The sequence below is a fragment of the Deinococcus yavapaiensis KR-236 genome, assembly GCF_003217515.1.
In the GTDB taxonomy this organism is placed as follows: domain Bacteria; phylum Deinococcota; class Deinococci; order Deinococcales; family Deinococcaceae; genus Deinococcus_A; species Deinococcus_A yavapaiensis.
In genome coordinates, this window is record NZ_QJSX01000005.1 from 272,984 (window position 1) to 298,107 (window position 25,124).

25 protein-coding genes are annotated in these 25,124 nt (G+C 66.9%); 17 read left to right on the forward strand and 8 right to left on the reverse strand.

From position 1 onward, the window contains the following. Positions 1 to 9: 9 nt before the first annotated feature. From DES52_RS08640 to DES52_RS08660, 5 genes are read left to right on the forward strand one after another with little or no spacing between them, the layout of a single operon-like run. Complete coding sequence (locus DES52_RS08640) at positions 10 to 987, forward strand: carbohydrate ABC transporter permease (RefSeq protein ID WP_110886381.1); 978 nt, start codon at positions 10 to 12, stop codon at positions 985 to 987. A gap of 1 nt (position 988) precedes the next feature. Continuing rightward, positions 989 to 1,861 carry a carbohydrate ABC transporter permease gene (locus DES52_RS08645; protein WP_110886382.1) on the forward strand — a complete coding sequence of 291 codons (873 nt, stop codon included), beginning with the start codon at positions 989 to 991 and terminating at the stop codon, positions 1,859 to 1,861. Between the two features lie 3 nt (positions 1,862 to 1,864). Further along, positions 1,865 to 3,127 (forward strand): GH39 family glycosyl hydrolase, encoded by a 1,263-nt coding sequence (locus DES52_RS08650; RefSeq protein ID WP_245900835.1) that lies wholly within the window; start codon positions 1,865 to 1,867, stop codon positions 3,125 to 3,127. Positions 3,128 to 3,145: 18 nt separating this feature from the next. After that, complete coding sequence (locus tag DES52_RS08655; protein ID WP_110886383.1) at positions 3,146 to 4,486, forward strand: GH1 family beta-glucosidase; 1,341 nt, start codon at positions 3,146 to 3,148, stop codon at positions 4,484 to 4,486. Next, the gene (locus DES52_RS08660; protein ID WP_245900837.1) at positions 4,486 to 6,543 is read left to right on the forward strand and encodes a glycoside hydrolase family 3 protein; all 2,058 of its coding nucleotides are present in this window, start codon (positions 4,486 to 4,488) and stop codon (positions 6,541 to 6,543) included. Before DES52_RS08655 ends, DES52_RS08660 begins: the two co-directional genes overlap by 1 nt. Positions 6,544 to 6,574: 31 nt before the next feature. Here DES52_RS08660 and xylB read toward each other — a convergent pair whose 3' ends face one another. Continuing rightward, positions 6,575 to 7,987, reverse strand: coding sequence for a xylulokinase (gene xylB / locus DES52_RS08665; RefSeq protein WP_110886384.1), 1,413 nt, complete (start codon positions 7,985 to 7,987; stop codon positions 6,575 to 6,577). Between the two features lie 73 nt (positions 7,988 to 8,060). Between xylB and DES52_RS08670 the strand changes: the two genes are divergently transcribed. Continuing rightward, entirely contained in the window at positions 8,061 to 8,627 is a 567-nt protein-coding gene (locus DES52_RS08670; protein WP_110886385.1) for a helix-turn-helix domain-containing protein, read from the forward strand. 20 nt (positions 8,628 to 8,647) lie between these two features. Continuing rightward, on the forward strand, positions 8,648 to 9,184 hold the full coding sequence (locus DES52_RS08675; RefSeq protein WP_110886386.1) for a GNAT family N-acetyltransferase: 537 nt from the start codon (positions 8,648 to 8,650) through the stop codon (positions 9,182 to 9,184). Between the two features lie 10 nt (positions 9,185 to 9,194). Here the strand turns inward: DES52_RS08675 and DES52_RS08680 are convergent, their stop codons facing one another. The 6 genes from DES52_RS08680 to DES52_RS08700 form a co-directional block, all read right to left on the reverse strand. Next, positions 9,195 to 10,166 carry a magnesium transporter CorA family protein gene (locus tag DES52_RS08680; RefSeq protein WP_110886387.1) on the reverse strand — a complete coding sequence of 324 codons (972 nt, stop codon included), beginning with the start codon at positions 10,164 to 10,166 and terminating at the stop codon, positions 9,195 to 9,197. A 188-nt stretch (positions 10,167 to 10,354) separates the two neighbouring features. After that, positions 10,355 to 11,329: a transaldolase gene (tal, locus tag DES52_RS08685; RefSeq protein WP_110886388.1), complete on the reverse strand. Its 975-nt coding sequence runs from the start codon at positions 11,327 to 11,329 to the stop codon at positions 10,355 to 10,357. 350 nt (positions 11,330 to 11,679) lie between these two features. Further along, complete coding sequence (locus DES52_RS08690) at positions 11,680 to 12,609, reverse strand: phosphotransferase family protein (protein ID WP_170130956.1); 930 nt, start codon at positions 12,607 to 12,609, stop codon at positions 11,680 to 11,682. Positions 12,610 to 12,843: 234 nt separating this feature from the next. Next, the gene (locus DES52_RS22880) at positions 12,844 to 13,020 is read right to left on the reverse strand and encodes a hypothetical protein (protein WP_170130957.1); all 177 of its coding nucleotides are present in this window, start codon (positions 13,018 to 13,020) and stop codon (positions 12,844 to 12,846) included. A gap of 157 nt (positions 13,021 to 13,177) precedes the next feature. Next, entirely contained in the window at positions 13,178 to 14,053 is an 876-nt protein-coding gene (locus DES52_RS08695) for an aminoglycoside phosphotransferase family protein (protein ID WP_110886390.1), read from the reverse strand. Next, positions 14,046 to 15,842 carry an ATP-binding protein gene (locus tag DES52_RS08700; RefSeq protein ID WP_146237222.1) on the reverse strand — a complete coding sequence of 599 codons (1,797 nt, stop codon included), beginning with the start codon at positions 15,840 to 15,842 and terminating at the stop codon, positions 14,046 to 14,048. The genes DES52_RS08695 and DES52_RS08700 overlap by 8 nt, the downstream gene beginning before the upstream one ends. Before the next feature lie 27 nt (positions 15,843 to 15,869). On the opposite strand from DES52_RS08700, the gene DES52_RS22525 reads away from it, so the two are divergent. From DES52_RS22525 to DES52_RS08745, 10 genes are all read left to right on the forward strand, one after another. Further along, positions 15,870 to 16,262: a hypothetical protein gene (locus DES52_RS22525; protein WP_146237223.1), complete on the forward strand. Its 393-nt coding sequence runs from the start codon at positions 15,870 to 15,872 to the stop codon at positions 16,260 to 16,262. Between the two features lie 142 nt (positions 16,263 to 16,404). Then, a complete protein-coding gene (locus DES52_RS08705; RefSeq protein ID WP_110886439.1) occupies positions 16,405 to 17,100 on the forward strand; it encodes a response regulator transcription factor in 696 nt (231 codons plus the stop codon). Positions 17,101 to 17,429: 329 nt separating this feature from the next. Continuing rightward, a complete protein-coding gene (locus DES52_RS08710) occupies positions 17,430 to 18,422 on the forward strand; it encodes a hypothetical protein (protein WP_110886392.1) in 993 nt (330 codons plus the stop codon). 1 nt (position 18,423) lies between these two features. Continuing rightward, positions 18,424 to 19,623: an FTR1 family iron permease gene (locus DES52_RS08715; protein ID WP_110886393.1), complete on the forward strand. Its 1,200-nt coding sequence runs from the start codon at positions 18,424 to 18,426 to the stop codon at positions 19,621 to 19,623. 12 nt (positions 19,624 to 19,635) lie between these two features. Further along, the gene (locus tag DES52_RS08720; RefSeq protein ID WP_110886394.1) at positions 19,636 to 21,708 is read left to right on the forward strand and encodes a hydantoinase/oxoprolinase family protein; all 2,073 of its coding nucleotides are present in this window, start codon (positions 19,636 to 19,638) and stop codon (positions 21,706 to 21,708) included. A gap of 60 nt (positions 21,709 to 21,768) precedes the next feature. After that, a complete protein-coding gene (locus DES52_RS08725) occupies positions 21,769 to 22,206 on the forward strand; it encodes a hypothetical protein (RefSeq protein ID WP_146237224.1) in 438 nt (145 codons plus the stop codon). A gap of 113 nt (positions 22,207 to 22,319) precedes the next feature. Beyond that, on the forward strand, positions 22,320 to 23,261 hold the full coding sequence (locus tag DES52_RS08730; protein ID WP_110886396.1) for an aldo/keto reductase: 942 nt from the start codon (positions 22,320 to 22,322) through the stop codon (positions 23,259 to 23,261). Positions 23,262 to 23,628: 367 nt separating this feature from the next. Continuing rightward, positions 23,629 to 23,889: a cold-shock protein gene (locus DES52_RS08735; RefSeq protein ID WP_110886397.1), complete on the forward strand. Its 261-nt coding sequence runs from the start codon at positions 23,629 to 23,631 to the stop codon at positions 23,887 to 23,889. 270 nt (positions 23,890 to 24,159) lie between these two features. After that, positions 24,160 to 24,417: a hypothetical protein gene (locus DES52_RS08740; protein ID WP_146237225.1), complete on the forward strand. Its 258-nt coding sequence runs from the start codon at positions 24,160 to 24,162 to the stop codon at positions 24,415 to 24,417. A 35-nt stretch (positions 24,418 to 24,452) separates the two neighbouring features. Continuing rightward, positions 24,453 to 24,746 carry a hypothetical protein gene (locus DES52_RS08745; RefSeq protein WP_245900838.1) on the forward strand — a complete coding sequence of 98 codons (294 nt, stop codon included), beginning with the start codon at positions 24,453 to 24,455 and terminating at the stop codon, positions 24,744 to 24,746. A gap of 120 nt (positions 24,747 to 24,866) precedes the next feature. Here the strand turns inward: DES52_RS08745 and DES52_RS08750 are convergent. Beyond that, the coding region (locus DES52_RS08750) for a WGxxGxxG family protein (protein WP_425451119.1) at positions 24,867 to 25,124 on the reverse strand (258 nt) is incomplete at its 5' end.

The following is a 25,124-nucleotide window of genomic DNA, read 5'->3' on the forward strand; positions in this document are numbered from 1 at the left end:
GGAGTCACCGTGCAAGCTCGCGCCACCATCCCACGTGAACGACCGTCCATCGGCACGCGCTGGAACAACTTCCAGCGGCGGTACGCGCCGTACATCTTCATCAGCCCCTTCTTCATCTTGTTTCTCGCGTTTGGCCTCTTCCCGATCCTCTTCCTCGCGTATCTGTCCTTTCAGGAATGGCAGCCCTCGGCGGGCCTCGGCACGATGAAGTTCGTGGGCCTGCGCAACTACACCGACAACCTCACCGATCCCGCCTTCTGGGACGCGCTGCGTCACACCTTCTCGCTCGCCGTGATGTCGGGCGTGCCGCAGCACCTCATCGCCATTCCGCTCGCCTTCGCCATCCACATGGGGCTGCGCAAGCTGCAAGGTCCTCTCACCGCCGTGTACTTCGTGCCGTACATCACCTCGGTCGTGGCGATCTCGGTGACGTTCTTCACGCTGTTCTCGTGGCAGTACGGCGCCATCAACGGCTTGATTCAAGCGCTGCACTCGCTGCCGCTCATCGGAGGCCTGTTTCCCGCCGAGCGGATCAATTGGCTCGGCGAAAAGGCCTTCATCCAACCTGCCATCGCGCTCGTCGTCGTGTGGCGCTTCACGGGCTGGAACGTCGTGCTGTACCTCGCGGGCCTTCAGTCCATCCCCAAAGACCTCTACGAGGCGGCGGCCGTCGACGGCGCGACGCGCGCGCAGCAATTCCGCTTCATCACCTTGCCGCTGTTGCGCCCCATGATGTTCCTCGCGATCACCCTCACCCTCATCGGGAATCTGCAACTGTTCGAAGAGCCGTTCATCCTCACGAACGGAGGCGGCGGTCCCGGGCAAATCGGCACCACCGCCGTGATGTACATGCTTCGCACGTACCAAAGCTACGCCGACGCGGGGCTCGCCGCCGCCATGGGCTGGCTTCTGTTCGTCGTGATCGCCGTGCTCACCTTCGTCAACAACCAGGTGTTCGGCCGCAGCGGCCTCGCCGGGAGGGAGTAACGTGGCCGTCGTTTCCCCTGAAGTTCGCCCGAAGCCTCGTCGACGGGGCGCCGTGAAGCCCCTGTCGCGCGGCGCGGCGTATCTGCTGCTCGCCCTCGGCGCGATCCTGACGATCGCTCCGTTCTACTTCATGTTCGTGTTCGCCACGCACGACCGCTCCGAGATCTTCCAGTTGCCGCCTCCGGTGTGGTTCGGCGACGACACCGCGAAGAACTACCAAAGCTTGTTGGAGCGCGTTCCCTTTTGGCGTAGCTTGTGGAACTCGTTTTATCTCGCCTTCATCTCGACCGCCACGACGCTGTTCTTCTGCTCGCTCGCCGGGTACGCCTTCGCGATGTACAACTTCAAAGGTCGCGAGTTCCTGTTCGGCATCGTCCTCGCCACCCTCTTGATTCCGACGGCGCTCAACATCGTGCCGTACGCCCTCATCATGCAGGCCCTCGGCTGGATCGACACGCCGCGCGCCCTCTGGGTGCCGGGCATGGCGGGCGCCTTCGGCATCTTCTTGATGCGCCAGTACATCGGAAGCGCCATCCCCAAAGAGCTGATGGAGGCGGGCCGCATCGACGGCGCCACCGAATTCGGAATCTACCGCCGCATCATCTTGCCGCTGTGCGGTCCCGCGCTCGGCACGCTCGGCCTCATCACCTTCATCAACTCGTGGAACTCCTTCGTCGGGCCGCTCATCATCTTCCGCTCGCCCGAGACGTACACCGCTCCCCTGCTGCTTCGCTCGCTGCAGGCGGTCGCCAACACCGACTGGGGCGCCTTGATGGTCGGCGTGGCGCTCACCGTGCTGCCGCTCCTCGTGATCTTCGTGTTCGCGTCGCGGCAACTCATCGAAGGCCTCACCTCCGGATCGTTGAAAGGCTGAACGGTGAAGCGCGCGCTCCTTCTCACCTTCTGCCTCGGCACGACCGTCCTCGCCGAACCCGTGCGCCTCACGATCTCCGGCCCCTCCATCCCGATCTCGCCGACGGCCATCGGCGGGTTCAACGTCAGCTGGCAAATGCCGATCGTGGACGCGCTGCAGGCCGTTCGCTCGGTCGCCCCGACGTCGCTGCGCTTTCCCGGCGGCAACGTCGGAGACGAAGCCGACCTCAACGCGAGCGGGCTGCAGTACTTCAAGTCCAGCCTCGACTTGACGCAGTCCAAACCCGCGGCGATCGTGCAAACACGCGTGTTCGCCACGCGGTCGGACGCCCGCAACAAACCCCAAGATGCCGCCCAGGCCGCTCGAGACGCGAAGAGCGTCGGGTTGAATGTCACGTACTGGGAGATCGGCAACGAGCCCGATCTCTACGCGACGAACCGCGGCGATCCCTCGTGGACGCCCGAGCAGTACTGCTCGACGTTTCGCGCTCAGCGTGACGCCATCGCGAAGGTCGATCCGAACGCGAAGTTCGCCGGTCCCGCCGCTTCGAAAGGCAGCGGACCCGCGCAGGACTACCTCGCTCGCTTCGTGAAGGCTTGCGGCGACGTCGTGGACCTCCTGACGTGGCATGAATACCCCACCGACGGCACGGCGAGCGACGAGGCCGCGTTGCAAAGCGCGGCGGACGTCACGGCGCACGTCGCCAGCATTCGCGCCTTGTGGGCCGATCCCGAGCGCAACCCGCTCGGGATCGGCCGCACGATTCGGCTGGGAGTCACCGAGTACTCGCTGTCATGGAAGTCCAACCGCGCCCGGCACCTCGCCGATCAAGTCGCGGCTCTGTGGACGGCCGAGGCGACCTTGCGGCTCGCCGAGGCGGGCGTGGACGTCACGAGCTACTTCGCGATCATCGCGGCGGGTAACCACGGCCTCGTCGACCTCTCCACCATTCCGAGACCCACCTTGTACGCGTTTCAACAACTGAAGCACTTCCACGGAAGCGCGCTGCCCGTCACGTCCAGCGATTCCGCCGTGTGGGCGCACGCCGCCGAGAACGCGAACCTTCGCACGGTGCTCGTCACGAACACCGCCACGACGTCGACCTCCTTGACGACGGCGATGGAGGGATTCGCTCTCATCGGCGCGAAGACGTTCACGGAGGCGACCGTCGCGCACGAAGACGATTTCATTCGCCTCAAGCTCGGCGTCACGCTCGACTTGCCGCCCCGCTCGCTCACGCGGCTCGCCTACAAACGCCTTCCCTGAACCCACCACGAGGACTTTATGACCATCTCTCGAACCGACTTTCCTCCCGGCTTCGTGTTCGGCGTCGCGACCTCCTCTTACCAAATCGAGGGCGCCACGCACGAGGACGGACGCGGCCCCTCCATCTGGGACACCTTCTGCCGTGAACCCGGACGCATCTCCGACGGTTCGTCGGGCGACGTCGCCTGCGATCACTACCATCGCTGGCCCGAAGACCTCGACCTCATCCGCTCGCTCGGCACCGACGCCTACCGCTTCTCCATCGCGTGGCCGCGCATTCAGCCCAGCGGCAAAGGACCCGCCAACGAGAAAGGCCTCGACTTCTACGAGCGCCTCGTCGACGGGATGCTGGAGCGCGGCCTCGCGCCGTACGCGACGCTGTACCACTGGGACTTGCCGCAAGCGCTGCAGGACGAGGGCGGGTGGGCGAACCGCGACGTGGCCTCGCGCTTCGCCGAGTACGCGCGCCTCGTCGCCGAGCGGCTCGGCGACCGCGTCCGCAGTTACGCGACGCTCAACGAGCCGTGGTGCAGCTCCATCTTGTCGTACCAAATCGGCGAGCACGCGCCGGGCCTGCGCGACCGCAAGCTCGCCTTGGCGGCCGCGCACCACCTGCTGCTGGGGCACGGCGAGGCGACGCGGGTGCTGCGAAGCCTCACGAAGACCGCCGAGGTCGGCATCGTCCTCAACCTCAACCCCGCCTACCCCGCCTCGAACGACGCCGCCGACGTCGCGGCGGCGCGGCGCTCGGACGGCACCTTCAACCGCTGGTTTCTCGATCCCATCTTCAAAGGCGCGTATCCGCAAGACATCGTCGAGGCGTACGGAGACGACATGCCGAGCGTCGAAAGCGGCGACTTCGACGTCATCTCCAGCGCCATCGACTTCCTCGGCGTCAACTACTACAGCCGCTCCGTCGACTCGGCGAACGGACAAGTGCGTCCCAGCGAGTCGAGCTACACGCACATGAACTGGGAAGTGTATCCGCGCGGTCTCACGGACCTGCTCGTGCGCGTTCAACGCGACTACGCCCCCAAGGCGATGTTCGTCACCGAGAACGGCGCCGCGTACGAGGACGAACTCGAAGGCGGGCGCGTGCACGACACGGAGCGCGTGAAGTACTTTCAAGAACACCTCGAAGCCGTTCGGGACGCCGTTCGCTTCGGCGCGAACGTCCGCGGATACTTCGCGTGGAGCCTCATGGACAACTTCGAGTGGGCCTTCGGGTACTCGCGCCGCTTCGGGTTGGTGTACACCGACTACGGCAACCAAAGCCGCGTCCTGAAGAATTCCGCGCTCTGGTATCAAGCCTTGCTGACGGGCCGTTCCAAAGGCGACGCCTTGCTGGCGAGCGACTGATGATGCGCCGAGCTTTCATCACCCTCGCCCTGCTCTCCCCCGCCGCGGCGGCACAATCGACGCTGCCGTACCGAGACGCGACCTTGCCCGTCGAGCGACGCGTGCAAGACCTCCTGTCGCGCATGACGCTCCAGGAGAAGGTCGGGCAGATGACGCAGATCGACACGGCGCGCCTCATGGGCCGCGACGAGTGGGACCGCGGACCGCTCAATCCCGAGTGGATGAAGCGCGTGCTCGCCGATCAGCACGTCGGGTCGCTGTTGAGCGGCGGGGGCGTCGCGCCGATTCCCAACACGCCGAGCGCGTGGGCGGAGATGACGAACACCCTGCAACGCTTCGCCCTCGAACACTCACGCTTGGGAATTCCGATCTTGTACGGCGCGGACGCCGTGCACGGCCACAACAACGTCGTGGGCGCCCCGATCTTTCCGCACAACCTGGGCCTCGCGGCCACGTTCGACCCGTCTCTCGTGGAAAGCATCGGCGTGGTCACGGCCAACGCCTTGCGGGCGACGGGCGTCACGTGGAACTTCGCGCCCGACGCGGACCTCGGCGTCGACCCGCGCTGGGGGCGCTTCTACGAAACGTGGGGCGATCTTCCCGAGCTCGCTGCGGCGATGGTCGCGGCGAGCGTGCGCGGCCAGCAAGGCGACTTCGGCCCCCAGAACGTCGCGACGACCCTCAAGCACTTCGTGGGATACGGCGCGCCTCAAGGCGGCAAAGACCGCGCGGACGCGATCATCGCCGACGCCGACTTGCGCTCGTCGCACCTTCCGCCCTTCGAGGCGGGCTTGAAGGCGGGCGCGCTGAGCGTCATGGTGAACAGCGGCTCGGTGAACGGCGTGCCCGCGCATGCCTCGGCGGCCCTGCTCACGAAGCTCCTGCGGCAGGACCTCGGCTTCACGGGCGTCACGATCTCGGACTGGGAAGACGTCAAGAAACTCCAGACCGTCCACAAGGTCGCCGCGTCGTACCGCGACGCGGTGAAGATGGCGCTTACGGCGGGCGTGGACGTCTCGATGGTGCCGCACGACGCCGAGGGCTTCACGAGCCTCGTGCTCGACCTCGTCAAGAGCGGGGACGTGCCTCAGGCGAGAATCGACGAGGCGGCGGGACGCGTTCTCGCGATGAAGTTTCGCCTCGGCTTGTTCGAGCGACCGTACGTCGACGCGAGCGGCGCCGCTGCGGCCGTGGGCGCGGGGCGCGACCTCGCCGCGAAGGCCGCCCGCGCGTCCATCACCTTGCTCGCCAACGACGGCGTCTTGCCGCTCGGCCGAAGCGGTCGGCGCGTCCTGATCGTCGGCGAGCGCGCCCGAGATCCGAGATCGCAACTCGGCGGGTGGACGATCGGCTGGCAAGGAATGCCCGCCAACGAGGACACGCCGAGCGTGACGGTCCTCGACGGCATGAAGGCGACCCTTCCCAAAGGCGCTGCCCTCGCGTTCTCGAACGACGTGCCGAGCGCGCCGAACGCGGACGTCATCGTGGTGGTCGTCGGCGAGCCGCCCCACGCGGAAGGCGACGCGGACAATCCCACCCTCGGCTTGCCGAGCTCGGACGTGGACTTGCTGCGAAGCGCCGTTCGCAGCGGAAAGAAGGTCGTGGCGGTCCTCTTGTCGGGACGTCCCGTCGTGTTGCCCGACGACGTGCGAACGAAGCTCTCGGGGCTCGTCATGGCGTACCTGCCCGGCAGCGAAGGTGGACGCGCCATCGCGGACGTTTTGTACGGCAACACCAATCCGAGCGGGCGCCTGCCGTTCACGTGGCCGAGCGGCGCCGCACGGTCGGGAGCGATGTACAGCCTCGGCTTCGGCTTGAGCTACACGACCTTCACGGAGTCGACGCCCACGGTCGATAAGGGCGTCTTGAACGTCACCGTGTCGAACACCGGGAAGATTGCGGGAACGAGGACGGTGCTGGCCTTCGGCCGCGCCAACAACCGCGACACCCTCGCCGCCTTCGGCAAGGTGACGCTCGCGCCAGGCGAAACGCGCCGCGTGACCTTGCCCCTCCTCGCGGGCACTCCGGCGAACTCCGAATACCGAACCGTGCGGTGACCGTGCGCCCCCTTCCACTGGGGGCGCGCGTTTACGCGCCGAGCCGCGGGCCGAACCAGCCCTCGAGGTGCTCGTAGGCCGCCTCGAAGCGTTCCACGGCGTCCGCGAGGCGAAGCTCGCCTCGCGGTTCCACGATGCCTTCGACCTTCGCGAGGGGCGCCTCGGCGCCGCGCGCCAGCAACGACGCGCCCAGGGCCGAGGCGTCCGGAATGTCCACGACTTCCAAGGGGCGTTCCAAGACGTCCGCGAGCAGTTGGCGCCACCACGGATGAACGGAGCCGCCGCCCGCGAGGCGCACGAGGTGGGTCTCGGCGGGTGCGAGCGCGCCCAAGGCTTGGCGGATGGAGAAAGCGACGCCTTCGAAGGCCGCGCGCGCGAGGTGCGAAGCGTCATGCTGCAATCCCGCGCCGATCCAGCCGCCTCGCGCGTGCGGATCGAGGTGCGGCGTTCGGTCTCCGGTGAGGTACGGCAAGAAGATCACGCCGCCCGAGCCGAAGTCGGCGCTTCGCGCGAGCGCGTAGAACTCGCGCCACTCGGCTCGGAGAGCGCGCCGCGCCCACTCCAGGGCGAGACCGGCGTTCTGCACGGCTCCCAAGACGTAAAAGCCCGCGTCGGCGCCGCGAAAGACGTGCACGCCGCGCCGCGCGGTCGGCAAGGTGGCAGAGCGTACGACGAGTTGGGCGCCCGTCCCGACGGTGAGTTGTACTTGGCTCGCCGTCAAACCCGTGCCGAGCAAGGCCGCCGCCGTGTCCGCCGCGCCCGCCACGACTTGAACGCCTTCGGAGAGGCCGAGGGCGCGCGCGGCGCTCGTCGAGAGCTCACCGACACGCTCGCCGGAAGCAACGAGGGGCGGCAGAAGGTCGCGGCGCAAGCCGAGGACCGCGACGAGGTCGTCGTGCCAAGCGTCGCGCTCCAAGTCGTACAGAAGCGTGCCCGAGGCGTCCGACGGTTCGGCGTGCGCTTTGCCCGTCAGACGCAGGCGAAGCCAGTCCTTGGGTTGCAAGGCGAGGGAGGCGCCCTCGTAGACGCCCGGCTCGTGGTCGCGCAGCCAAAGCAGGGTCGGCCCGGCCATGCCGGTCGTGACAGGATTGCGAAGCCGCGCGAGGAGCGTGGGCGGCACGGCTTCGTACGCGGCAAGTTGCCGCGTCGCCCGCCCGTCCGCCCAAAGCACGGCGGGACGCGCGGGCGAGCCGTCGAGGTTCGTCAGGACGACGCCGTGCATCTGCCCGGACAACCCGAGCGCTTTCACGCGAAGTCCGTCTTCGGCGGCGGTGCGAACGGCGCTCACGGTCGCCGACCACCACGCCTCGGGGTCCGTCTCGGCCCAGCCGGGACGCGGAGACGCGACTGCGTAGGCGGCGGACGCGTCGCGCACGAGACGGCCCGCTTCGTCGTACAACACCGCCTTCACGCTGCTCGTACCGAGGTCGACGCCGAGAAACATGGGCGCAGTCTACTCGGCCCCGAGGTGGGCGCCGCTTCTTGACACCTTCGAGTTTGGCTCTTATTGTAGTCAAATGACCACCATACGAGACGAAACGAGTTCGCTCATCGCTCGGCGCCTGCGCGTCGAACGCGAGGCGCGCGGATGGTCGCAAGCCGACCTCGCCGCTCGGTCGGGCGTCTCGAAGGCCACGGTCAGCAAAATCGAACGCGAGGAGATGAGCCCGACCGCCGTCGTCCTCGTGAAGCTCGCGTCCGCTTTCGACCTCACGCTCGCGGGCCTGCTGCTGCGCGCCGAGGGCGACGGCGGTCGCCTCGTGCGCGCCGCCGACCAGCCTTCTTGGCGCGACCCCGACACGGGCTACGTCCGCCGGCAGGTCTTCGCGCGGCCCGACCATCCCCTCGAACTCGCCGCGATCGAGTTGCCGCCCCGCAAGCACGTCACCTTGCCCGCCGCGTCGTACGCGCACATCCGACAAGTCGTGTGGGTGCGCGAAGGTCGCCTCGTCGTGACCGAAGGCGGCACGCGCAACGAACTCGGCCCCGGCGACTGTCTCGGATTCGGCTCGCCCACCGACGTCACCCTCGCCAATGACACGGACGCGCCTTGCACCTACGTCGTCGTCCTCGCGCGCGGATGACACCCTCCGGAGGTTTGCACATGACCGACACTCTGCCCGACCTGCGCGTCGACCTGCTCGCCCCCTCGCGAAGCGTGAGCGCCCAACTCGCCGAGATCCTCATCGAGACGGTCGCGGCGGGCGGCTCCGTGGGCTTCATGCATCCCGTGACGCTCGACGACGCCCTCACCTTTTGGAACAAGGCGCTCGAAGCCGCGCAACGCGGCGAACGTCTCGTGCTCGGCGCGTGGAGCGGCCCTCGACTGCTCGGCACCGTCAGCGTGCTGCTCGACACGCCCGTCAACCAACCGCACCGCGCCGAGATCGCCAAGATGATGACGCGGCCCGACGCTCGAGGCCGCGGCGCCGCCACCGCCTTGCTGCGACGAGCCGAAACCCTCGCCGCCGAACGCGGCCGCACCCTCTTGATCCTCGACACCGCCTCGGACGGCGGCGCTTCACGGTTGTACGAACGCCTCGGCTACACGTTCGCCGGAGAACTTCCCGACTACGCCCTCAAACCTCACGGCGGCCTGACCGGCACCCGCTTGTACTACAAGCGCCTGGCCCTCACTTGACCGCGCCCCTTCACCACCAACGACGCCGCCGCGCGAAGACGAGCACGAGCGCGGCGAGCACGAGAATGAGGCCCAGCACTCGATAAAAGCCGCGCACGCCCATGTTCTCCCAAGGCTCGCCCGTGTTCATCCCGAAGAGGCCCGAGACGAACGCTCCGAGGCCGAGCAGGACCGTCGCGATCGTGAGAACCCGAACGATGTCGTTCGTGCGCTCCGCGCTTCTCGCCATGTACAAATCGAAGGTGCCGATCACGAGCGAGCGCGCGTCCTCCACCGCCGAGAGCGTGCGCTCGAAGCGCGAGAAGAGCGCCACGAAGTGCACGCTCGCCGCGCCCTGCTGCCCGAACCAGAAGTCAGGCCGCGCGAGCGCCGCGAACACCTCGCGGTGCGCCGCCAACGCTGTTCGCACGTCCGACACGCGGCGACGATGCCTCACGATTCTCGTCAGCAAATCATCGTCGGGCATGCCCTTCGCCAAGATCGCCGTGTCGAGACGGTCCAACTCGGCTTCCATGGTGTCGATGGTGCGGTAGTACCCGCCGAGCAGCCAATCGAGCAACGCCGCGAGAAACGCCGATGACGACAACGCCCCGAGGTCGGTGTCGCCACGCTGCTGCTCCCTGAAGGCTTGCAAAAACGCCACCGGGCAAGGATGGACGGTCAGAACGAAGTTACGACCCGCGACGAAGTCGATCTCCACGTTCTCCAACTTGCCGCCACGCTCCTCCAGCGTTCGCACGTCCAACGTGAAAAAGTCGCTGTACAAGTGCAAGTGCGGCTCCTCCACCTCGTCGAGCAGATCCTCCGTCACCTCGCGCGGCAACCCCAGCCGTTCGGCGACCGCGCGCACCTCGCCCTCGGCGCGGCCTTCCACGTCGATCCACAACAAGTGCGACTCGCCGAGGCGCGACACGTTCATGTCCGCGAGGTTCAGGTCGCGGTCGCGGCCCTCGGCATCGAACAGGGTTACCCGAATCGTCATGACTCAGTCTGTCCCGCCCGCCTCAAGCAGCGCTGGAACGAAGAGCTTCACCCGTCGTGGCCCCGCGACGATACGGACACGACGAGGCCGAGCAGGACGCGGGCGAACGTGAAGTTTGCAAGATTCACGCACGAAAACGCGGGCGGGGACCCACGAACGTTCGTGGGTCCCCGCTCGGGTCACGCCCGTCAGTCGGCGGGAACGGCGTTCGTGCCGACCTTGGCGAGGTGCTCTTCGACGGTGTGCTTGAGTTTGAGGTAATCCTGGTGGAAGGCGCGGATGCCCTCGTTGAGCTTCTCGCCCGCCATCTGATTCTCGATCAAGGACCAGCGGAACGCCGCCTCGCCGAGCGGCGCTTCCTTGTCGCCCTCCGCGTCGCTCGGCGTGAGTTGCCGCACCAACGTGCCTTGATCTCCGTCGAGTTCGGCGAGCAGGGCGGGACTCACCGTCAGGCGGTCGCAGCCCGCGAGCGCCTCGACTTGCGCGGCCGTGCGGAACGACGCGCCCATCACCACCGTCGGGTAGCCCTGCTCCTTGAAGTGCGCGTAGATGCGCCGCACGCTCTGCACGCCCGGGTCCTCTTCGACGGGGTAGCTGTCCTTGCCCTCGGCCTTCTTGTACCAGTCGGTGATGCGCCCCACGAACGGCGAGATCAGGAACGCGCCCGCCTGCGCGGCCGCCACTGCCTGCTCCAGGCTGAACACCAGCGTGAGGTTGCAGTGAATCCCCTCGCCTTCGAGCACCTCGGCGGCACGCACGCCTTCCCACGTCGCCGCGAGCTTGATCAGCACGCGGTCACGACCCACGCCGTGCTCCTCGTACAATGCGATGAGGCTTCTCGCCTTGTCGACCATCGCCTGCGTGTCGAACGAGAGGCGCGCGTCCACCTCGGTGCTGACGTAGCCCGGCACGAGCTTCGTCAGCTCGGTGCCGAAGCGCACGGCGAGGCGGTCGAGAATGCGCTCGACGGAATCGCCGTCGCGCGCGCCACGCTCGATGACCTCGCGGACCAAGCCTGCCGATTCGGGTTGCTGCGCCGCCTTGAGAATCAGCGAGGGGTTCGTGGTGCAGTCGCGCGGTCGGAACTTCTCGATCGCGGTGAGGTCGCCCGTGTCGGCCACGACGACGGTGAACGCCCGAAGTTGCTCCAGTTTGCTCGTCATGCTCTACCTTCCTCTCCTCACATGAGACAGCGTGGCGGGTCGCCTCAACGCGCGCGAACGGCGCGAGCCCGTCCTTTCAGGATACCCGACCCTCGAGCGCTTCCACCGCGCCGCCTTACCCGCCGCGAACAGCGAAATGGTACCGCCATCGGTGCGCCGCGCGGCGTGCTGGAGCTCTAAGCGGATCACAGCAGTTCCTACCACCGTTCCGAGTTCGATCCGAGGTGGCGCGTCGCACCTCGGGCGAACCTCTTTCCCGCAGGGGGTCACTTTATCGGCGTTGCTCGACGTTCTCCACCGCATCGCATGACCCGATCAGCCGTAGCTCCCCCGGCTCGGTGCCGCGTGCGTCAAGGCAACGTCTCGCGCCAACGCGGATCGCTCGACGTCGCCAGGGTACGCACGAGGTCGAGCAGCATGCCGAGCGGCCGTTCCGCCCACGATTTGTCGGGCTGCGGTCCGCGGCGTGCCAGAAACAATGCGATGTGCAGTTGCCGAGCCACGATGCGCGCTTCGATCGACGCGCCGAGCGCCCCCGCGCCCTCCTCGCGGTACCCGTCGAGCATGAACGGCACGGCCGACAAGGGCACGCCCGCGAAGTCGTCCGCCGCGTCGCCCCATCCGCACGCTCCGAAGTCGAGCAGGACTACGTACTCCCCGGACGGCCGCACGAGAACGTTCGTCGCTTGCAGGTCGCCGTGGCGCAGCACCGCGTTCGTCTTCTCGGTGGCGCCCACGACACGCAAGTGCGCAATCCACGACGTCAGCCAGCGCGCTTCTTGAACGCCGACGTAGCCGCGTTCGGCGAGTTCGTCGGGCAACGCGTCCACGGACGGCAGTTCCTCGATGGCCAAGTCGCTCGTCGAAGCGGTTCGCTCGGCACGGTGAAAGCGCGCGAGATCCCGCCCGACCTCACGGTACGCCTCGGGCGTCTCGGCGGGCGCGCGGCCCAGGTGTTCGAGCGGCCCGCCGGGCGCGCGTTCGTACAGGCCGTACGGCACCTCCAGGAGTTCGAGGGTGTCGTCGAAGGCGACGAGGGCGGGCGTACGCACTCCCAGCGCGCGAGCAAGCGGCACCACGACCGATTCCTTGTGGGCTGACTCCACGAAGGCCGGATGCTGACGCGGTACGCGCAGAATCAAGTCCTGGCCGACTTCGAAGATGGCGTTGAAGATGCCGACGTTCGCGCGCCGCACGATGAGCGCGCCGCTCAGCCCGTGCCGCGCCAGCACCGCGTCGAGCCGCTCGGCACCGAGATCCGGAAAGTCGGGAAGATTCAAAGAAGCCTCCGTGAAACGGCGTACGAACGATTCGACAACGAAACCTCCGAGGAACTTGCAAAAAACAGACGGCGAACGAAACCGACCGCTCGACTGTAACACGCGCCGAGACACCGCCCGGACAAGTCGGGAGCCTCGGCAGTGCGACCGTGGGCGCCCGCGTCGCTCCCTACACGTCGGTCGGGAGAAGCGGGTGGCAGAGCGCGTCGCGCCCGACGTCGCGGAGTTCGGTCGTCAACCGTCCTCGTCGTCCGGGACGATGCCGCCGTCTTGCTGCTGGAGCTTCGCGGCCTTCTGCGTCGGCGTCTCGGTTTGCTCGTCGGACGGCGAGTTGGCGTCCTGCTCGGTCGAGATGACGATTTCGCCTCGCTCTTGCAATTCGCTCAACGTCGGGTCGGTCTTGTCGGTCATGCGCGCCTCCTTCGGTCCTTCCACTTCACACGGCGGCGAGGAGGCGTAGGTGGCGCTTGGCTCAAGGTGGCGCCGCCAAAACCTCAGGCGCGCGTCATGCACTTCAAGGCGCGTCGGCGGGCTTTCAGGCGGGCGTCGAGCGAAGTCGGCGTGGCCGTCAAGCGAGGAGTTCGGCGAGCACGCGCCTCGTTTCCTCATCACCCGCGCCGCTTCGGGAGGCTTCGAGGGTGATGAGGGCCTTCCACAGCGCCCACGCCCGCCCGCGCACCCACGTGTCGTCGTCGAGTCCGAGCGCTTGGCGGAACACCGCGCGGCTTTCTCCTTCGAACAGCGTCCAGGCGATGGCGAGGTCGCACGCGGGATCGCCGACGCCGGAGCACCCGAAGTCGAGGACGCCGACGAGGCGTCCTTCGCGCGCCAGCAGGTTGTTCACGGCGACGTCTCCGTGAAACCACACGTCCCGCCCCGTCCACGCGGCGTTCAAGCCCGCTTCCCACACGCCGAGGGCGCGCGCCGCGTCGATGTCGCCGTCGAGGGCGACGCAGGCTCGGCGCGTCTCGGCGTCGTACGTGGCGAGCGGCGCTCCTCGAAAGAAGGAGTGCGCTCCGGCGGGCGGGCCGCTCGTCGCCTCCACGCGCTGCAAGGCGGTCAGGAACGCCGCGAGTTCGCGAGCGAACGACGCCAAGTCGGCGGGTCTCGCCACGCCGACGGGCGAACCGTCGAGCCAGCCGTAGACGGACCACGCGAAAGGGTAGCCTTCCCCGGGACGCCCGAGCGCGATCGGCGTGGGAATCGGCAGCGGAAGGTGGCGCGCGAGGAACGGCAGCCAGCGATGCTCCTTCTCGACTTGCGGAACGTACCCCGCGGCGCTCGGAAGGCGCACGGACAGGCGCTCGCCGAGGCGGAAGGTTCGGTTGTCCCATCCTTGGGGCGCGGCGGGCGTGATCGGCAAGTCGGCCCACCGGGGAAACTGCGCGGTCACGAGGCGCTTCACGAACGGGGCGGTCAGGTGGGACGCGTCGAAGTCAGGCAAGAGGCTCCTCGGATGCGGTCGAAACGGCGGCGCCGACTCGAGCGGCTCGCTGCAAGATGACGTCCACGGTCTCGTCGGGCGTGAGGTTCGAGGTGTCGAGCCACATGCCGACGCGCGGCGTGCGGTGCAGGGACGCCACGAGCGCCTCGACCGTCCACCCGTCGCCGTACCCGATCTTGCCGCGCGCCGCTTCACGCCGCGCGACGACGTCCGGGGAAGGGTCGAGCACGACGACGGTGACGCGCAGGCCGTCCAGGAGCGACAGGACGAGCGGCAAGGCTTGCTCGAGGATGACGTCTTGGTAGACGACCGTGAAGTTCGCTTCGACGTAGGCGCGGGCGACGTTCGTGGCGAGGCGGTAGCGCAAGGCGAGTTGCTCTTCGGCTTCGCGTGAAACGTCGGGCGTGGGATCGGCGCGACCCCGGACGATCATGCGGCGGAAGACGTCGCCGCGCAGGTGAACGCTTCGTTCGAGGCGTTCGGCGAGACGCTGGGCGACCGTGCTTTTCCCGGCGGCCATCACGCCCGTCACGACGATCACGTGCGAAGCGACGAAGGACATGCGTGCATCGTACCGAAGTGAAGCGCGGTGTGGCGTTCGCCCTCTCGGCACGCCGTGGATCCCGCGACGCGGCGCTCGGCGGCCCGTCTTGAATGCCCGCACCGCCGTCACTCCAGCAAGGTGGGCTGCTTGGGCCAGGCGACGAAGAAGGTGGCGCCCGCGCCCACTCGACCTTCGGCCCACGCGCCCGCCGAAACGCAAGCAGACGCGCCGCACGAGCGCCAAACCGATGCCGGTGCCTTGGCACGCGGACTCGGAGTGCAGGCGTTTGAAGACCTTGAAGAGCTTGTCCTTGTAGCGGTTGTTGAAGCCAGCGCCGTTGTCTTCGAAGCGCAAAATCACTTCCGACTCGGTCTCCATGGCGCTGACGTGAATTCGCGCGTCCTCGCGGGCGCTCGTGAACTTCAAGGCGTTTTCGAGCAGTTCGAAGAACACGAGTTGCATGGCGGCGCTGTCTCCTTGCACGTTCGGCAAGGCATCGTTCGTCAAGGACACCGAGCGATTCGCGAGGAGCGGCCTCAAGTCCTTGCGGACCTCGTCGAGCACGCGGTTGAGGTCGAGCGGAGCGATTCGGACGCGCATGAAGCTCACCAGGGTGTACTCGGCGAGCGCCCGCGCGAGTTCGTCCATGCGGGAAACGGAGCGGAAGACGTGGTTGAAGTGCGTCACTTGAGTGGAGTCGAGGCCGGGCGAGCCGCGTTGCAGCACCTCCAGGAACGCCGTGACGGGCCGCCAGAGTACCGTCATCAGGTCCTCGGCGACCGCGAGGACGACCGTTCGCAGTTCCTCGCTGAGCTCGCGGATCTTCAAGGCGCGTTCCTCGACGCGTCGCTCCAGCGTTTCGTTGAGGCGCAGCAACTTCTCTTGCGCGCCCTTCTCGACGCTGATGTCGCTCAAGGCGATCAGCAGCAGCCCGGACGCGTGCACTCGCCCTTCCAAGCGCACGGGGACGGTATGGCTGTCGTGGCGCTTCCGAGACTCGTTCGCCAGCAAGCGCGGCGGCAGCAGCGCGAAAGACGAGCGTGAGGACGTGGACGTGAACTCCAAGAAGCGCCGCCCGAGCAGCCGCCAGCGCTCCATGCCCATCAAGGCGCTGGCCTTGTGGTTCGCGTCGACGAGAACGCCACGCTTGTCGAGCGTGACGTACCCGATGGGCGCGAAGTCGAGCAACATAGCATACTGATCGCGCGACCTGAAGCCCCAGCACGGTCTCGCGCAGCTTTTCATTTTGCAGTTCCAAGGCACGGACAGTTCGTGCTTGAGAGCGTCGCTGGTTTCAGAGAGGGAAGCGGGCACCGTGACCGCGAGGCGCTCGGCTTCCTCACGCAGCTGTCGCCCGGCTTCGTCGTTACGAAAATCGCTCGTGGCTTCTTCGTTTCCTTCACCGCACCTTGGCAGAACCGGGAAGATCGGCGCGAACAGCGTGAAGTCCACGGACGTGGCGCGGGGGTACGCTTCTCACTTCTTTTGTGTCGAAGCCAGCACACGCATGAGAAGCACGAGGCGAACAGTTTCGACGTGGACGAGGCACGGTTCGTGCTCTTCGTCGCTTGCTTTCTTCGAGCAGGCGCAAAATTCGTTTTTCTACTTCATGGCTTCAACGACCTTCCACCCTTCCATGAGGGGAGTTGTAACAATCCTTTATAAAAATTGAGTCTGAATCAATGTTAGATAAAAGGTTTCGTAAAGGAAGCGTCACTGTACGATTCGACACTCTCGTAGCATGCCCATGGAAAGCTTCGTCGCTCTCACGTCGGGCGGCGTCCTCTCTTCATTTCTTGGAGTCGTCATGCCCAAATGCATTTTGATCATCGAGGATGACCCGGACGTCCGTGACGTCCTGACGTTCACATTGCGCGAAGCAGGGTATGACGTGATCGGCGCTTCGACTGCCGAGGACGGCCTGACCTTCGCGCGCTCGCATCACGTCGACCTCGTGCTGCTCGACCTCGGCTTGCCCGACCGCAGTGGCGCGACCGTCGCGGACGCTCTGCATCAAGAGCAGGCGCACATCAAGATCATCGTGCTGAGCGCGTACGACGACACCGATCATAAGGTGCACCTGCTTCGACTCGGCGCGCACGACTATATCACCAAGCCCGTCGAGACGCGCGAGCTTCTCGCGCGCGTCCACGTTCAACTTCGGCGCAAAGGCGCGATCACCGTGCGCGCCGGACCGCTCGTCTTGAACGTGGACGCGCGCGAAGCGCGGTGGGACGCGGAGATGCTGACGCTCAACAACAAGGAGTTCGACTTGTTGGCGTTGCTGGCCGCCGCGCCCGGACGAGTGTTTCGCCTCGACGAGTTGATGCAGGCCCTGTGGCCGTTCGAAGAGGTGCATCCGAATCTCGTGAGCGTGCACGTGCTGCACTTGAGACGCAAACTCGAGGCGGTCGGGGCGAGCGGCGTGATTCGCACGGTGCGTGGCCTCGGCTACGGCCTCGATCCGCGATCGTCCGACTCGACGTCGAGCTTTCAGGCGTGACGACGCGGTGAGGCCCCTCACCGCGTCGCTTCACCGCTCCCTCCCCTGCTCCGCGCGTCTTACGTGGCTTTTCCTCGCGGAACTTTCCCAGCTCGACTTCGGTCGAGCGCGTGATGACGTTGGTGTGCGGAGGCGAGCGTTTCCGTTTCCGGCGCGTCCTCATCGCCCCCACGCCGATATGTAAACGGCCTCCCATTCGCGCCTTCGGCGCGGAGGCAATTCGACGCCGAGTCGTGCGTCGAGCGAGACGTTGGCGGCCTTCACAGTTCAACTCTACAAATCCGACTGGAATGGTTGACATTCAAAGAGTAACTTCATAGACTTTTCGGGTGTTTACCCGTCCTGCCCTCATCCTCCTGAGCGCCGCCCTCGCCGGGACCGCGCTCGCCGCTCCCCAACAGCCCGTCAAGTTCGCCGTCACCCTCGAGCAAATGCGCGGCCACTACGACGCCAGCCTGCTCGGTTACAAGAACGGCGACCTCGCCACGGCCGCCAAGCACGCCAAGCATCCGGCCAACGAACTTTACGCGGCCATCAAGGCGGACCTCACGCCCGCGCTGCAAAAGAAGTTCGTCGCCGACTACGACCTCATCAACAAGACCTTGGCGGCCAAAAAGCCCTACGCGGACTTCCAGCGCGCCGTGAACGCGTTTTACGCCGACGTCGATGCCGCCCTCGTCACACTCGGCGCGACGCGCAGCGACCCCAAATTCACCGCCCAAGTCATCGCGCAGATCCTCGAGAACGCCGAGCATGAGTACGAGGAAGGCGTCGCGAGCGGCAAAATCGTCAACCTCGCCGAGTACCAAGACGCCCAGACGTACGTCGCCCGCGCCAAGAAGTGGTTCGACGCGAACGCGAAGTCGTACCCCGAGCATCAGCGCGAGGAAACCGCCGAGGCCATCGCCACCGCCACGAGCGTCATCGCCCGCAAAGGCGCGCTCGCCGATCTCGAGAAGGCCGTCGATCAAGCCAAAGAGGAACTCGCCGAAATCAGCGGGACCCAAACGGCCGCCAAGGGAAGCAACGCCTCGTACCTCGCGACCATCGAGAAGCTTCTCGGCGAAGCCAAGGGCCACTACGCGGGCGGCATGGCCGACGCCGCCGAGGAAGCCATCATCGACGCGTACCTGGAAAACTACGAGTACCTCGAAAGCCCTCTGGCGAAGAAAGACAAGACCCTCGAGCTGAAGCTGGAGAAGACTTTGCGCGAGAATCTGCGCGCCCTGCTGAAGACCAAGCCGACGGCCGCGAAGTTTAACGGAGCCGTCGACGCCGCCCTCGCGGACCTCAAGAAGGCCCGCGCGCTGCTCGGAGAATAAGATGCGCCGCCTTCTCGCCTTGCTCTTGACGCTCCTCGGAGTCGCGCTCGCCGCTCCCGGCGACGTCGACGTCAGCGCCGAACTTCGCACCGCCCACGACCTCGTCGCCCAGAGCTTGCGCGAGTACGAGGCCGGCAAGACCGACGAGGCCTTCCGCACGGCGCGTTCCGCGTACCTCGATCACTTCGAGTACGCCGAGCCCCCCCTGCGCGTCCTCAACCCCGACTTGATCTTGGAGATGGAGTACCGCTTCGCAGACCTGCGCAACGGCATGAAGAGCGGGGCTCGCATCGGCGAACTTCAAAAGATCGCCGGGGACATCAACGAAAGCTTGCGCAAAGCGCAAAGCATCGTCAGCGGCACCGGGATTCTCGCGCCCACCTTGGCCGCCACCGGCGGCTTCACGATCCTCTTTCGCGAAGGGCTCGAGGCGGCGTTGTTGATGGCCGCGATTCTCGCGTACCTCGCGAGCACCCGCAACGACCGCTTGCGCGGCGGCGTGTGGTACGGCGCGCTCGCCGCGCTCGTCGCCACGGCCGTCACGTGGTACGCCGCCACGTACCTGCTGTCCATCGCGCCCGTGTCGCGCGAACTCATCAGCGCCATCACCAGCGCCATCGCCGTCGTAATTCTCTTCTACCTGTCCTTCTGGATGCTGCAACAAGGCGACCGCAAGCGCAGCGCGGAATTCATGCGCGCCCGCGTCTCGCAAGCCGTGCAAAGCGGCAGCCTCGGCGCGGTGGCCCTCGTGACCTTCACGACCATCTACCGCGAAGGCTTCGAGACGGTGCTGTTCTACCAAGCGCTCGCCGTCGCCAGCGGCCCCGTCATGGGATACATGTACCTCGGCGTCGCCCTCGCCGTGCTCGCGCTCGCCGTGGTGTTCGCCGTGATCTTCCGCTTGGGACGTCGCGTTCCGACCCAACGTCTCTTCCCGATCTTGGTGGCGGTCACGGCCCTCTTCGCGGTCGCCTTCGTCGGCAACGGCGTGCGCGCCTTTCAAGAAGCCGGATGGCTGCCCGTCACGAACCTCTACGGCAAAGTCCCGACCCTCGATCCGAACGTCGCCGCCCTCACCGGTCTGCACCCGACCGTCGAAACGCTCGCCGCGCAGGTACTGATGATCCTGGTGTACGTCGTCGGATACGCGGTCTTGCGGCTGCGCGAGGGTGAGCGCTTCAAGCGCAAAGCGCACTCATGACCTGGAGGCGCCTTGACCGCTGAAGTCACCCTTCCCGTGCGCATCGGGATCGACGTGGGCGGCACCTTCACCAAAGGTGTCGCCCTCGATCCTGCCGGACAGATCCTCGCGGTGTCGCACGTTCCCACCACGCACCGCCACGACCTCGGCGTGGCCGCCGGTGTCCTCGAAGCGCTGCGCGCCCTTCTGCGTCAATTGCCGCCACACGCGCGGCCGATGCTCGTCGCGCACTCCACCACGCAGGCCACCAACGCCTTGCTGGAAAGAGACACCGCCCTCGTCGGCATCCTCGCCTTGGGCGACGCGCGTGACGAGCGGCGCGTCAACAACGTCACCCGCCCACCGGCGGGCCTCCACGCTCGGCACGCCTTCGTCGCCACGAACGCTCCCGACTTCGACCTTCGCGTCCAAGCGGTCTTGGACGCCTGGCGCGGGCAAGGCGTCGGGGTCGTCGCCGTCTCCCAAGCGTTCGGAGTGGACGACGCGAGCTTCGAGCAGCGGGCGCGCGATCTCGCCCGCTCGGCCGACTACCCCGTGACGCTGGGCAGCGACTTGTCGGGCGCGTACGGCCTCGAGATGCGCACCCTTTCCGCGACCGTCAACGCCAGCATCCTGCCCACCATGATTCGAACCGCGCGTCACGTACGCAACGCCGTGCACGAACTGCTGCCGAACGTTCCGCTGCTGATCGTGCGCGGCGACGGTGGAGCCGCCGACCTCCGGGCGTTCGAGGAGACGCCCCTCAACACCGTCGTGAGCGGCCCCGCCGCCAGCCTCGGCGGCGCGATCCTCTCGCACGGCGTGATGGACGGCGTGTTCTTCGAAGTCGGCGGAACGAGCACCAACATCGGCGTCATCAAGGACGGCCAGCCCGCCTTGAAGTACATGACGGTCATGGACGTTCCCACGGGTCTGCGCGCCGCCGACATCCGCATCGCGGGCGTCGCGGGCGGCAGCCTCGTGCGCCTCAAGGGTCGGCGCATCGAGGACGTCGGGCCGCGCAGCGCGCACATCGCGGGGCTCGCCTACGCGAGCTTCACCCCGCCCGAACTCCTCGTCGGCGCTTCCTTGGAACTCATCGCCCCCGCGCCGGGCGACCCCGCCGATTACGCGGTGCTGCGCACGTCGAACGGGGCGCGCTACGCCATCACGCCGACGTGCGCCGCCAACGCCCTCGGCGCGATTCCCGAAGGCGGCTACGCGCACGCGCAGCGGGAAAGCGCGCGAATCGCGCTCGCCCTGCTCGGAAAGCACCTCGGCGCGAGCATGGAGGCCGCCGCGCAAGCGGTTTTGGAAGCCAGCGCCGAGAAGCTGACGCAGACGGTGCACAGCCTCACTCGCGAGTACGGCCTTCGAGGCGCGCCGATCTACGGGGGTGGCGGCGCGGCGAGCGTCCTCGGCCCGGTCGTCGCTCGGCGTCTCGGCGCGTCCTTCTTGCCGATTCCGCACAGCGACGTCATTTCCAGCATCGGCGCGGCGCTCGCGGTCATTCGCGTGGAGCGCGAACGCAGCGTCACCCGCCAAGACCCCACGGTGGCCGACCTCTTGGAACGCGAAGTCGGAGACGAAGCCGTGCGGCTCGGCGCGGACCCGGCGTCGCTTCGCGTCGAGACGGAGTACAGCGCCCGCGAAAGCCGCCTGCGCGCCGTCGCCACGGGCGCGCACCCCCTCAGCGCGCGCACCCGGGCGCTCGACGCGGACGAGTTGCAGCAGCAAGCTCGGCAAGTGCTGGGCGACCAAACGCGCCTCGTGTTCAGCGGCGCCCACCACAGCCTGTTCGTCGCGACCCGCGCGCGACGCGTGCTTCTACGGCGCGTCGAACAGCACGCCGCGCTCGTCCTCGACAACCGAGGCGTGCGCTTGCTGCGCTTCGAGGACGCTCTCGTCCTGAACGGCACGCCGCACGACGCGATTCGGCAACTCACCGTCCTGCTCGCCGGGCGTGCCGTCGCGCCTCACGTCGCCGCCCTCACCGCTTCGCGCCTGCGTGACTACGCCCACCTGCACGAACCGGCCGCGCTTCTGCGGCAAATGACCGACAATCTTCGCCTCGAAGGCCAAGTGGCCCTCATCGTCGAGCAGTGACGTCACGGGCGAGGCGAGCGCCCTTGGCGTTGCGCGTCGTGACACGGGAGAATGACCGCCATGCTTTATCGCCGTCAACGCAACCTCAGCCCGCTCCTCGTCGCCTTGGCCCTGCTCGTGGGACTCGCGCTCGGCTTCCTCACGGGGCGCGTCACCGCTCCCGACCCGACCTTGGCGACCATCGTGGCTCCAGCAGTCCAGCACGCCCGCAAAGCGTCCGGCGCGTTGGAAATCGTGGACCTCGAGTACGAGCGCGCCAAGCAAGGCAACGCCACCAGCCACGCCGCCGCCGTCAGCGCCGCACGGCAAGCCCAAGCGGAACTCGGGGCGGCATCACTGTTGCGTCAACTCGACCCTGGCGGCTTTCGTGAAGCGCAAGCCGCCTTGGCGGACTTGCTGAGCGCCGTCAACGTGAACCGCGACGTGAACGTCGTGCGGACGGGCATCACCCGCGCGCAAAGCGCGTTGCGCGAACTTCAAGCCATCGGCACCCCCTGACGCTTCCAGACTCGCGCATCGCCGCCTGGGCCGCGAAGAAACAATGCGACCTTCATGCCTCGCGCAGCACGTCTCGGCGGCGCGAGCGTACCCTGTGCCCTCAGGAGGACGACATGCACTATCGAACCTTGGGCAAGACGGGCATCGAGATCTCGGAGATCGGGTTCGGCGCCTGGGCCATCGGCGGGGACGCTTGGGGGCCGGTCGAGGACACGTCCTCCATCCGAGCCATGGAACGCGCCTTGGAGCTCGGCGTGAACTTCATCGACACGGCCGACGTCTACGGCGACGGCCACAGCGAGACACTCGTCGCTCGGGTCTTGCGAGGCAGGCGCGACCGCGTCGTGGTGGCCACGAAGGGCGGCTTGATGGGCCATCACCGCGACCCGCGACGCGAACCCGTCTACGACCGACCGGAGAAGGTCGTCCATGCCTTCGAGGAGAGCTTGCGGCGCCTGGAGACGGACTACATCGACGTGTACTTCGATCACATCTGGTGGAACGATCAGCGCGAGACGGACGCCTTCCTGACGGCCTTCGCGCGGCTCAAGCAGGAAGGACGGGTGCGCGCGGTCGGCGTGTCCACCGACGACCCCGCGTACGTCGAGGCCTTCGATCGTGACGGCACCCTCGACGTGGTGCAACTCGATTACAGCCTGCTCAACCGCCGAGCCGAGGACCGGGTCTTGCCGTACTGTCAGGAGCGAGGAATCGGCGTGGTGGTCCGCGGACCGCTGAGGATGGGTCTGCTCACCGGAAAGTTCACGTCCGATTCGACGTTTCCCGAAGGCGACGTTCGTCACGGCTGGCCGCGCGAAGCGTGGTACCGCGAGCAGTTGGAGAAGACCGAGCGACTGCGCCCGCTGACGTCCGCCGAGCGCAGCATGGGTCAACTCGCGCTGCGGTTCGTGCTGAACCACCCGGCGGTGTCGGCGGCGATTCCGGGCGGCAAGACGGCAGAGCAGGTAGAGCAGAACGTCGCGGCGTCCGCGCGGCCCCTGGTGACCGACGAGGACCTCGCACTGATCGAGCACGTGACCGGCGAGGCGACGTGAGCCTCGACGCGCGAATTCGACGGCGCCCATGATACGAGGCTGGCGGTAGGTCGCGGCCAGCGAGGGGAGCTTGGCGGCGAACGCGCGTTGACCATCAGACTCCCCTCCTACCATGAGAGACGAGTCGACGCTCGACTCCGCCCCTCTTCGGGTATTCGCCAGTGCGCCTCGACGAGAGTTCGCGGGATGCCGACGTTCGTCGCCGCGCCTTTAGAGACAACGAGCGCCATTTGTGGGTACAGCCGGAGTTGGAAGCGGCCTCCGGCGGTAAGCTGACGAAGTAGTTTTCCATTGGACGCAGCGAATGAGGCGCGCACCGAGGTAATCACGGTGCGCGTCTTCGTTTGTGGAACACGAGGAGCAGGACATGGCTGTTGGTAAAGTGAAATGGTTCAACGCGGAAAAAGGCTTCGGCTTCATCGAAATGACGGGCAGCCCCGACGTGTTCGCGCACTTCAGCGCGATTCAAAGCAGCGGCTTCAAGAAGCTCAACGAAGGTGACGAAGTCGAGTTCGAGGTCGAGTCCGGCCAGCGCGGCAAAGGCCCGCAAGCCAGGAACATCGTCGTGACGAAAGCGGCCCCCGTCAGCGAGTACGCCGAGCGTCCTCGCCGCGACAGCCGCTGGTAATTCGGGCACCCACGAGAAGGAGGGCAGGGAGAACCGCATTGGTTCTCCCTGCCCTCCTTCTCGTGAAGCGTGCCCTCCTGTCGGCGCCGCGTCTGGAGGAGTGGACGAAGCTCGTGACGACGCGGTAATAGGCGACTGGCAGACCGCGCCGAAGCGCCGTTCGGCGTACCTTGAGGAATGAATTTACAGGACATAGCCGTTCATGGCGAATGGCGCGAATTGGTCGCTCCCGGATTACGCGGCCCGTTGAAAAGGTTGGAAGCTCAGGGCGTGACGTTCTTCTGGCAGTGCCAAGACAACTTGCCGACCGATAAGTACCTGTTCAGCGCCGAGTTGGACGGCACCGTGCTGGCCACTCGCGACGGCTCGGAGATCCCACGTCAAGCGATCAGCGAGGTGATCCTCGCGGCGATGGCGGCGTGCGGAACGTTCTCAGGGCTGTCCCGAACCGTTCCGAGCGCCGGAGCGCGAAGCATCCCGGACTCGATGATGGGGCAAGGCTCCGACCAGAAAGGACGTCAACGGTGAGCGGGAGGCCCGACGGCTCGCCTCGTCCGTCGACCGTGACGTTACGCTGGGTTCCCGGCACGATGGACCGCGTGCGCTTCGAGAAGGGTGGGCGCACCTTCACGGTGTTTCTGCGCGACGTGCAGCGTCCCGACGCTCACAGCATCGGCGCGTTGTACTTGAGGGGCAGCGTGACGCTCGTCGTGACCCGCGTGCACCTGTCGGCCCTGATGGGGTCGCTGCGACAGCACGTCACGACCAAAGCCGAGGGCACGCCCTCGAGCGCTTGGATCGACGCGGGCGGCTTGGCCGCCGACGAACCGCACCATGATGATCCCGAGAGTACTTGATCGTCTCGGCGTGATACGCAGAGCGCGAGGCACGGACGACTTCAGGCCCGGCGTCACGTGACGCCGGCACACGAGAAGCGCCCCTCGTAAACGTGGGGCGCTTCTCGTGTGACACGTCCGTCAGCGACGAGGACCGTCGGTCGGACCGCCGAGGTGCACTTCACGGCGCTCGTTGCGGCGCAGACCCGCTAAGCCCGCCAAGCCCAACAGTCCGAGCAGGCCCCACGGGAAGTCGTTGCCGTTGTCGTTCGTATTGTTCGTGGTACCCGTCCCGGTCGTATCAGTCGTTCCGGTCGTGTCGGTCGTTCCGGTCGTGGTGTCGGTCGTGGTGCCGGTATCGTCGGTTTGAGCAAACGCAGGCATCGGCAAGGCGACCAG